Raw genomic sequence first — 6,202 nt, forward strand, 5'->3', positions numbered from 1 at the left:
ACGTAAAGCCATGACCAACCCCGCTCCCGCCGTCCGATCCCTCCCGCCCTCCTGGCACAGCATGGTCCGCCTGCGGTCCTACGCCGTGGTGGGCGAAAACGGGGACCTGTACCGCGTCGAGGTCCGCCGATGCCCCCACACAGGGCTGACGCTCCAGGCAACGTTCAAGGTTTAATCCGCGGCGCCGGGGGAGCATTGAGCCATGGCCAGACCCACCCGCGTCACGGGGGTTGCCCCCATCACGGCGGCGCCTCCGCCCCCTCGCACGGAGGGGAAGCTCGTCGCCTACTACCGCGTCTCCACCGCCAAGCAGGGCAGCTCAGGGCTGGGGCTCGAAGCCCAGCGCGAAGCCGTCCAGGGCTATCTCAGCGGCGGCGGCTCCTGGCGGCTTGTCGGGGAGGTGGTGGAGGTGGAGAGCGGCAAGCGCTCAGATCGGCCGAAGCTCGCGGAAGCCCTCCGCCTCTGCCGGCTGCACGGCGCGACCCTCATCATCGCGAAGCTGGACCGGCTGGCCCGCAACGTCGCCTTCGTGTCGAACCTGATGGAAAGCGGCGTCGAGTTCACCGCCGTGGATTTCCCTCAAGCCAACCGCCTCACGGTCCACATCCTCGCCGCGGTGGCGGAGCACGAAGCGCAGATGATCTCGGCCCGCACCAAGGCCGCCCTCGCCGCCGCCAAGGCCAGAGGGACCCGGCTCGGCGGGCATCGGGGGGTTCTCCCCTCGGATGAGCATAGAGCCGCTGGGAGGGCCACACAGAGCCAACGGGCGGAGGCTCGGGCATTGGACCTCGCGCCGATCTTGGCGGCCCTCAGAGAGCACGGAGAGGGCTCGCTCGTGGCCCTGGCGCGGGGGCTGAATGAGCGCGGCATCCCGGCGCCACGTGGCGGGCGCTGGACGCCAATCCAGGTATCGCGGGTGCTGGCGCGGCTGGGCAATGCGGGCGGTGCTGCCGCCGCTACCCTTGCTTCGGCCTAAGGCTCTCTGAGTGCTCGGCTTTCGCTGTGCGTGCGGCGGAGTGTTGCGGATATACAACTAGTTAGGGCCTTGTATACGAGGAGGCATCCGGGCCGGCTCTTGGCGGCAGCGCCCGGCACCCGCACCGAGCAGCGACCCGCAGCACCGCATCGCCGAGCTTCAGGTCATGGGCTTCGCGGGGGACTTCTACCATCAGGCCGTGGTGCCTCCAGGAGCCACGTACAGCCCCTACAGCAGGGTTGTCGGATGCGCGGATATTCTCGGAGTTGATCCCTCCGGGATGGCCGAGACGGCGAAGACCTCCAGGACGGAGGAAGAGCTGGCGGCGCTTTACGGGGACTTGGAGGATGGCGACGGCGAGGAAGGGGGCGGCGGGTATCGCTTTGCGGCGGCTGGACGGCTGAACCGGAGGCCGGCGGGCTTGAAGCCGGCGAAGAGGTGACGCTGCCGGGGCGGCGGGGTGTTGCGGATATACAACAAATTAGCCCCTTGTATATGAGGGGGCGCCCAAAGTCCGGCTCTGTGTATGTGCATAGAGCATTGCTCTTCTATCGCGGTCACCACCGCTCCACCATTACCTCTTGGTACTGTGCGCAGCATATTGTGCCATCTACGGCGATGAACTACTTGTACAGGAGGGGACAGTGGGGTGCGGCAGGCTGACGCAGAATTATAGCCACGTATATGAGGGGGCGCCCAAGGCCGGGCCCTACGATGGCTACACTGTGCACGCTCTCTTCTCGCGGTATCACCACCACCGCTCGATAGATGGGTCTTATAGCCGTTGCGGATATGCAACAAGTTAGTCAGCAGTATTGAGGGGGCGCCCCTCTGTGCTTACAGTGGTCTACCTAAGTCTGTGCTCGGGGTCTCCACTTAGCGCCCCTACCTAGCGCCCCCACCCCAAGCACCACCGCCCCGGCTGCCACCCCATGCCCCACCCACTCGGAGGCATGGGCGCACCACCTGGGGCAATACCTCAAGCCCTCATGCGGCAGATACCATCAGTATTGCCCTAGTCGGTCACTTTACGCTCCACCCCATGAGCGAGGGCGGTGATTGAATAGACCGAGCTAGACCAGCCTCAAGCCCCCAACCCCAAGCCCCGCCCCGCCCCTGATCTAGGGGGGCTTCCCCCGTGATGGAGGCATCCTCCGTGACGGCCACCGGGGGCGGGCCCCAAGAACCGCAAGGAGCCAGACCATCGCCACCACCGCAAGTGAGGCACCCGGTACTTCGACTACCGGCCGGCCTCCAAGCTCTCCGACAAGCACTCCCGGAGGATGCCTCCATCCCGGCGACCGCAAGACCCGCCATCGCGGATACCCCCCGATGTCGCCCGAAGCCTTCTCCGCGAGGCTCACCTATCTAGCCCAGGCGGAAGCACACAGAGCCGGCCCCCAGCGCCCCCCACATGCAGGGTTGCTCACGGTGGGAGCCCACGGTCCCTTTAGGACCATCCGCACAAGTACAGACCCAGGCACTGGCCGCCCCGTCATCTGCTTTCAGCTCCGGAACATGGAGCGGGCGGAGCGCTGGTGCCCGCCCGAGGTCTTCCTCATGCTGGACCTCCTCCTTGCCTTCGGGGGCGGGTGCTCGGTGAACGAAGGGGCCCCAGGCTGGGCATATGTTCGCCCGTGGGGTGGGAACCAGAGGCTGACCCTCGGCCGCTTGGTGACCAACGCGGGGGCGGGGGAGGTGGCAAGGCAGAGCCTGACCGCGGACCACCACGACCAAGCGCCAAGGAACTTCTGGCTGACGGGAGGTGATGAGCCCCAGGTGGCTGACACAAGGGGGCACGTCCCCGGCGACGCTGACGCTGGCACAAGGCGCAAGAAGTCCCCGCACCGGGGCCGGCTTGAGGCCATCACCACGGCGCTTCAATACTATCGGACCAACCACCGCCGCTCTCCCGGCCTCACCCTGACCGAGCGCGAATACAAGGCGGTGCTGGAGAGAGCCTTCGGGTTGCTCGACGCAGTCCACAGCGACAGGGGCAGCGGCACCAATAGCGACAGCGACATCACGGAGAGGGAGGAAGCGTAATGGACCCGAAGCTCTTCGATGAGTTGTTGGCTACGGCCCCCTCATCGTCTTCATCGCAGCCGATACAACCGTCCTCCCCCAATACCGACGCGCTGCCGGCCTTAAGCCTTGAGGCGCCGGACCCCGCGGGGGGAGCGCCCTTCGAGATGGGGGCACGCGCTCAAGGAGGAACGCCCACGGAGGATACCTCCATCCCGGCGCAAGTCCCCTACGAGCAATCCCTCGGAGACGTCTCTCGGCTCAGCTCTTCGGGCCGCGTGGGCGGCGCCATCGTGGCGGGAGGGGCGGAGGCTCTGTTCCAGACCAAGGACTTCTTGCTTGGGACCCCGGCCGAGGCCGACAAGTCCGAGACCCGGAGAGGGCTCGAAGCCCTCAACCGGAACTTGAAGCAAGAGAGCCTTGGCTACGGGTTCGTCTCCACCCTCTCGCAGTTCACGACGGGGTTGCTCGGTGCCGGGAAGCTGATCGGGGCCGCCAAGCTCATGGTCCCTGGCGTGTCTGGTGCCCTGGCCTCCGGGGCAGCCGCCACGGGCCGCGCAGGGGCCATCGCAGGGGAGAGCGCCAAGGCCGCCGCGGTGGGGGCAGTGGCCTTCGATCCTCACGGCGAACGCCTGTCCAACCTCATCAACGATCACGTCCCCTTCCTGGCCAACCCGGTGTCGCAGTACCTCGCGGCCAAGTCCGGAGACACCGCCGCGGAGGGGCGCATCAAGAACGCCCTGGAGAGCATCGGGCTAGACGCCGCGGTGATCGGGACGTTCGCCGGGACCCTGCGCCTCTACAAGGCCGTGCGTGGCGCCCAGGCCGGGGAGAAGGGCGCGAAGGAGGAGCTTGAGGCGGCGGTGAAGGGGGTGGTGGAGCCGCAGGAGCGCGGGGGCAGCACCCATCAGGAGGCATCTGTCGCTACCGACCCCTCCGACCTCCGCACCGTCCAGAACCCCACCCAGGGCGCCAAGGAGGCCGGGCTTGACGGCCTGCCGCCTCGGGCCAAGCAGGTCACCGAGGTCTCGGACGATACGGTCTCCGCCATCCTCTCCTCAGCCCGATCCGACGCGGAGGCCCTTCAGACGCACGGCTCTTGGCGGGCCGCCCTGGATGCGGGCCACGTGTTCGGCCGCGGGGAGCGCATCCCGTGGCAGAAGATGATGGGGACGGTGGACGGCCAGCCGGGGAGCGCCCTGGATGCCTTCACGGGGCGCCTAGCGGATGCCATCCGAAGGGAGACCGATGCGGCCAAGGGCGGGATGGAGGTATCCTCCGTGATGGGGGTGCCCCCCGTGGACGTTCTGTCGGACGCTCGGGTGGAGCAGATGATCCGGCAGAGAGCGGCGCTGTGGGGAGAGGACCCGCAGATGTTGTTGGGCCAACTCGAAGCCGCCGGAGCGAATGCCCGTACGATGGCTGTCGATATGGAGGCGGCTTTCCGAGTGGCGTCCAGCGCTATGCAGGACAGCTTCACGCTGGCTCAGCGGATCACCCTCGGGCTCTACGGAGAGCACGGGACCAAGGAAGCCGCTGTCGCAGCTCTCAAGGAGGCCACTTCCGCTGCCGCCACAGCCCTGGGGGCCGCTCAGGAAATGCGCTCAGCGGCCGGCCGGGCCATGCGGCGGATGCGCTCGGAGTTCCAGCTCCAGGCCGCTGATGTGGCCGCCCTCAAGACCCTGGACGGGGACGCGCTCGCCAAGCTTCTCGTAGCCACGCAAGGCAACCCAGAGGGCATCCGCCGAGTGATTTCCCCTTCGCTCTGGCGCCGGGGACTCGACGCCGCGCAGTTCCTCTACGTCAACAATCTCCTGTGGAATCCGACCACCCATGCCGTGAACCTCACCACCAATCTTTACATGGTCGGGGCCCGCCCGCTGGAGCGCATCTTAGGGTCCTTCAAGGTGGGTGGAGAGTCCGGCCAGCGCATCCGGGCGGAGAACTGGCGGCAACTCATCTATCTCGGAGCCTCATTGCATGAGAGCTGGGGGACGGCCCTAGAGGCGTGGCGGCTTGGAGACGGTTTGCTCTCCGCCCACAACACGGAAGCCTGGGGCGCGGGAGGCGGCCTTGGGGCGAGCGCCGCGCGGGCTCGGTTCCGCCAATGGGACAGCCTTGGAAACGTCCTTCACAACGTCATAGCGGTAGCTGCCCCCAAAGCCATCGGGGCGCCAACCCGAGCGCTCGGGGCGGCCGATGAGCTGGTCAAGCAAGTGGTCTACCGATCCAAAGTCATGGCCAACGCGCACATGGACGGGATATCGGCCGGGCTGCACGGGGACGACCTGGACGCATTCGTAAGACACAAGCTGTCCCAAGCCTTCGATGATGCCGGCCGGGGGACGGACGCTGCCGCCCTGCACGAGGCCCGCGTGGCAACCTTTCAGCAAGACCTCCTGCCGAGCACGGGGGAGCACACCGTCCAAGACGTCGTCAACCGCCACCCTGCCCTCAAGTTCGTCCTGCCTTTCGTCCGCACCCCCGCCAATGTGCTCCGGTACGGTGTCAAGATGACGCCATTCTTGAATAGGCTCCAAGAGGAATATCGCCAGATGATCCGGGGGGCGATGGGACCGGAAGCGCAAGCACAGGCCGCAGGGCAGATGGCAATGGGCGGTCTATTCATGGGGCTTTCCGGGTATCTGGCAGCCACCGGCACCATCACAGGAGGCGGCCCGCGTGACCCAAAGCTCAAAGCCGCGCTTTTAGCTACCGGATGGCGGCCTTACTCCTACGCCAGAAGGCATGCTGACGGCTCGACCACCTATTATGACTTCGGGCGGTTCGATCCGGTGGGGCTGCCGTTCGGCATTGTGGCTGACCTCATGGATACCGCCATGCGGGAGCACGAGGGGGAGGGCCTTGGCCCCAAGGCTGCCGCCGCTGCCCAGGCTGCTGCACTCGGTTTGATGCAGAGCATGGCCTCCAAGACCTATCTCCGCAACCTTGGTCAAGCCATAGATGCAATTCTGAGCCCAGATGAAGATAAGTCGGAGAGGTTCGCAGGTAGAACCGCCGCCGGGTTCCTGCCGTTCTCTTCAGGACTGCGCTTCATCAATCCCGATCCGTATCTTCGGGAAGCCCGGAGCTTCGTGGATCAAATCAAGGCAACTGTCCCCGGCTTCTCCGAGAGCCTGCCGCCACGCCGGGATATTTGGGGTGATCCGCTAACGGTGAATAAAGGCTTCTGGTCTCTTG

The 6,202-nt window shown here is 66.4% G+C and carries 4 protein-coding genes; all 4 read left to right on the top strand.

Annotated elements, in window-relative coordinates:
- Positions 1-202: 202 nt before the first annotated feature.
- Positions 203-976: a recombinase family protein gene (locus tag PKD06_RS11495; RefSeq protein WP_324380317.1), complete on the top strand. Its 774-nt coding sequence runs from the start codon at positions 203-205 to the stop codon at positions 974-976.
- 166 nt (positions 977-1,142) lie between these two features.
- Entirely contained in the window at positions 1,143-1,418 is a 276-nt protein-coding gene (locus PKD06_RS11500) for a hypothetical protein (RefSeq protein WP_324380318.1), read from the top strand.
- A gap of 1,337 nt (positions 1,419-2,755) precedes the next feature.
- Complete coding sequence (locus PKD06_RS11505; protein WP_324380319.1) at positions 2,756-3,022, top strand: hypothetical protein; 267 nt, start codon at positions 2,756-2,758, stop codon at positions 3,020-3,022.
- A partial coding sequence (locus PKD06_RS11510; RefSeq protein ID WP_324380320.1) for a hypothetical protein occupies positions 3,022-6,202 on the top strand: 3,181 nt, incomplete at its 3' end. The genes PKD06_RS11505 and PKD06_RS11510, both read left to right, overlap by 1 nt.

It is taken from the genome of Enterovirga sp. (genome assembly GCF_035325185.1).
Taxonomy (GTDB): domain Bacteria; phylum Pseudomonadota; class Alphaproteobacteria; order Rhizobiales; family Beijerinckiaceae; genus Enterovirga.